General features: G+C 56.6%; 4 protein-coding genes. 3 read left to right on the plus strand and 1 reads right to left on the minus strand.

All coding sequences use genetic code 11. The annotated features are described in order from the left end of the window. Window positions 1-680 (plus strand): bifunctional hydroxymethylpyrimidine kinase/phosphomethylpyrimidine kinase (locus IT585_05730; protein MCC6962733.1); only part of this gene is annotated, 680 nt, incomplete at its 5' end. Here IT585_05730 and IT585_05735 read toward each other — a convergent pair. Beyond that, window positions 677-1,069 carry a DUF3597 domain-containing protein gene (locus IT585_05735; protein ID MCC6962734.1) on the minus strand — a complete coding sequence of 131 codons (393 nt, stop codon included), beginning with the start codon at window positions 1,067-1,069 and terminating at the stop codon, window positions 677-679. The genes IT585_05730 and IT585_05735 overlap by 4 nt on opposite strands. 68 nt (window positions 1,070-1,137) lie before the next feature. On the opposite strand from IT585_05735, the gene IT585_05740 reads away from it, so the two are divergent. Further along, a complete protein-coding gene (locus IT585_05740) occupies window positions 1,138-2,178 on the plus strand; it encodes a hypothetical protein (protein ID MCC6962735.1) in 1,041 nt (346 codons plus the stop codon). Window positions 2,179-2,278: 100 nt separating this feature from the next. After that, window positions 2,279-3,430, plus strand: a complete 1,152-nt coding sequence (locus tag IT585_05745; protein ID MCC6962736.1) for an inositol-3-phosphate synthase — start codon at window positions 2,279-2,281, stop codon at window positions 3,428-3,430. Window positions 3,431-3,433 lie beyond the last annotated feature (3 nt).

Consider the following 3,433-nt stretch of genomic DNA (forward strand, 5'->3'; position numbering starts at 1 on the left):
AGTCCGGCGGGTTCAAACTGATCTACTACGACAAGCACGGCAACCGCACGCTTGATGTTCTCGGCGACGCCGGACCGATCAACTTCTTTCCCGAGGAATACCTCGAAGCCGACTGGATTCTCTTTGGGCCGATCCTCCAGGAGGTTGACCTCGACTATGTCGAGTTGATCACTTCGCGCAGCAAAGCCAAGATCTTCGTTGATCCGCAGGGCTTCCTGCGGCGGATCGAAAACGGCCGCATCTTGCACGACAAAACCCCGGGAATTGAACGAATTGCCGCGCTATCGACCGTCTTCAAACCCAATGAAATGGAATGCAAGGTGCTTACCGGCATCGATCCGCGGGTTGACTATGAGACCCCGGCGCGGATGCTCAAGGAGTGGGGGTCGCAAGTGGTAATTATCACTCTGGCCGAAGAAGGCTCAGTCATTTTCGACGGCAAGAAGATGTATCGCGTCCCGGCATTTGAGACGCTGGCCAAAGACTCGACCGGAGCCGGAGACACTTACGCGGCCGGAATGATCTACGCCATTGACAAAGGCTACGACTGGTATGAGGCGGGCTGCTTTGCCGGTTGTGTGTCGTCCGTAATGATTGAGAACACCGGCCCGGAGTTTCCGCTGACGGTCGCAGAAGCCGAACGCCGCAAGACCAGCTTGCTCGCCAAATCCGCGCGCTAATCCAACAACTCTTTGGGAATATTCCCGCCGTTATCAGCGAGTTTCTGCAGCACCGTCTTGTGCAGCCACATGTTCATCTGGGCGGAATCACCCATCTTCTCCGCGGGACATCCCAGTTCAACTGCGAGTTCCTTACGCGCGGCGAAACTGCTGTCGAGTCCGAGGAGTTTGAGCAAATCAACGATGGACGAGCGCCAATTCAGCCGCTGCGGATTGGCGGCCGCCATCGCGGAAAGCTTGCCCATGACATCGACAACCGTGATGGCTGTCGGAGTTGGCGGTAGCGGCGGGGCTGACGGTGCGGTGGGAGTAGGAATCGGCGCCGGGGTCGGTTCTACCGTAGGGCTCTTCATGCCCAATTTCTCCAAGATCTTGCCGAATATGCTCATGATTGGTCCTATCGGTTAGTTGTTATTACTACTGGCTGCTGGCACGATAAGTCTCGACGCTTCAATGAATGACAATCGGCTTCTCGTGGCAACTTCCTTTTGGCGGGTTCCGCGAACTCGGCAGCTCTGTTGGTGCGATGTTGACCATCGTGCCCCGGTGCTTACCCAATACACATGGAGGGCATGATCCTTCCGGCCAGGAGGTGCTGGACACTCGTCTGACTATGTGTTACAATTGGGCTGTCATGTTAACAACCAAGGGCTGCTTGTTGACGCTATTGATTGCCATTGCGACAATCACACCGACGGCTGACTCTGACGGTGAAGCCGACTCTACCCAGACTGCTCCGTTAGCTCTCTCGATCAGGATGCTGCAACGAGACTTTGTACTCGGCGAAGAAGTGTTTGTCGAGGTAACGCTAACGAAATTGCACAAACGGAAGAGTTACGCTCCCTATCTCTACCTTTCGACCAAGTTTCTCGAATTTGACCTCCGCTGTAACGGCGACTCCTTGATCGCGCCATTCTTTCAGATCACTGCCGGCCGCTCAGGCGGACCCGAATGGAATCAAGGTGAAAGCGTCATTGACACGCTAGGCCTGAGTTGGTTCTACGGTGAGCACAAAGACGAACGAGACCTCACGCGCATCTTACCGCCAGGCCGCTATACGGCCAAGGCAGTGTACCACGAACGAATCAGTTCCAATACCACTGAGTTTACAATTAACGAACCCACGCCGCGGCAACAGGCAGCGTTTGGTTTCTTCTTGGCAGCATTGAGGGCCCTTGAAGAGGGCAATGCTGGGCAATTCCAGAAGTCCTGCCATCGACTGCTCGCCCAACCGGAGTGTTACCTCTACCTGAATCGACTCCTTGATGTGTCCTCCACCCGAGTGGCCAGCTTTGAGCCAAGCGATCAAGCTGCTGTGGCTTCAGACTTGCATCTCTTGGTACTCAGGTCAGGTCACTTCGGCCGCCGCGGCGGCACACTACGGTTTTATCAAGTCATTCCGACCGGCACTCGGCGCGCACTCCTCGACGAACTGAACACGGCCTGGCCCGAGGCTGGCCGTACTAGAGAATTCCGAACGCTCTGGGACCTGGAGTAACCCCCTCCCTTTACCCTTGACCTGCAACCTTGCGTCTATTAGACTTGTACTTCTATGAACGGTGAAATCATGTGCTTAACCATAAAGGAGTTATATTTCTATGAGCAGTAAAGTTCGGGTAGGCATTATCGGCGTTGGTAATTGCGCTTCCTCGTTCGTCCAGGGAGTGGAATACTACAAGAACGCCAAGGACACCGACTTTATTCCGGGGCTGATGCACGTCAATCTCGGCGGCTACCATATCCGCGACATCGAGTTCTCCTGTGCCATCGACATCGACGCCAACAAGGTCGGCAAGGACCTCTCGGAAGCGATCTTCACCAAGCCGAACAATACCTACAAGTTCTGTTCGGTTCCCAAGACCGGCGTTAAGGTCCTGCGCGGCATGACGCACGACGGCCTCGGCTATTACCTGTCCAAGATCATCAAGAAGGCGCCGGGCGATGCCGTCGATGTCGCCAAGGCCCTGCGCGACTCCGGCACCGACGTGGTCGTCAATTACCTACCGGTCGGCTCGGAAGAGGCCACCAAGTGGTATGTCGAGCAGGTGCTGGAAGCCGGCTGCGGTTTCGTGAACTGCATCCCGGTCTTCATCGCCCGCGAGAAGTACTGGCGGTCGCGTTTCGAGAAGAAGGGCTTGCCGGTGATCGGCGATGATATCAAGTCGCAGGTCGGCGCCACGATCGCCCACCGCGTCATGACCCGCCTGTTCCGCGAACGCGGCGTCAAGCTGGAGCGCACGAGCCAGCTTAACGTCGGCGGTAACACCGATTTCCTCAATATGCTCGAGCGCAGCCGTCTCGAATCGAAGAAGATTTCCAAGACCAACGCGGTGACCTCGCAGCTTGACTATGATCTCGGCGCCGACAACGTCCATATCGGCCCCTCCGATTATGTGGCCTGGCTGACCGACCGCAAGTGGGCGTATATCCGGATGGAAGGCCGCACCTTCGGCGATGTGCCGTTGAATCTGGAGATGAAGCTGGAAGTCTGGGATTCGCCGAATTCCGCCGGCGTGGTGATCGATGCCGTCCGCTGCTGCAAGCTGGCACTCGATAACAAGCTGAAATCGGCGATGGAAGCGCCGTCGTCGTATTTCATGAAGTCGCCGCCGGTGCAGTACTTCGACGACGATGCCCGCAAGGCGACTGATCAGTTTATCGCGACCTACGGCATGAAGCAGCCGGCGACCACGCGCTTGAAGGTCGCCGCCAAGCGTCCGGCCGCGAAAAAAGTGGCAAAGAAGAAGTAGGGC

The sequence above is a fragment of the Candidatus Zixiibacteriota bacterium genome (genome assembly GCA_020853795.1).
Taxonomy (GTDB): domain Bacteria; phylum Zixibacteria; class MSB-5A5; order CAIYYT01; family CAIYYT01; genus JADJGC01.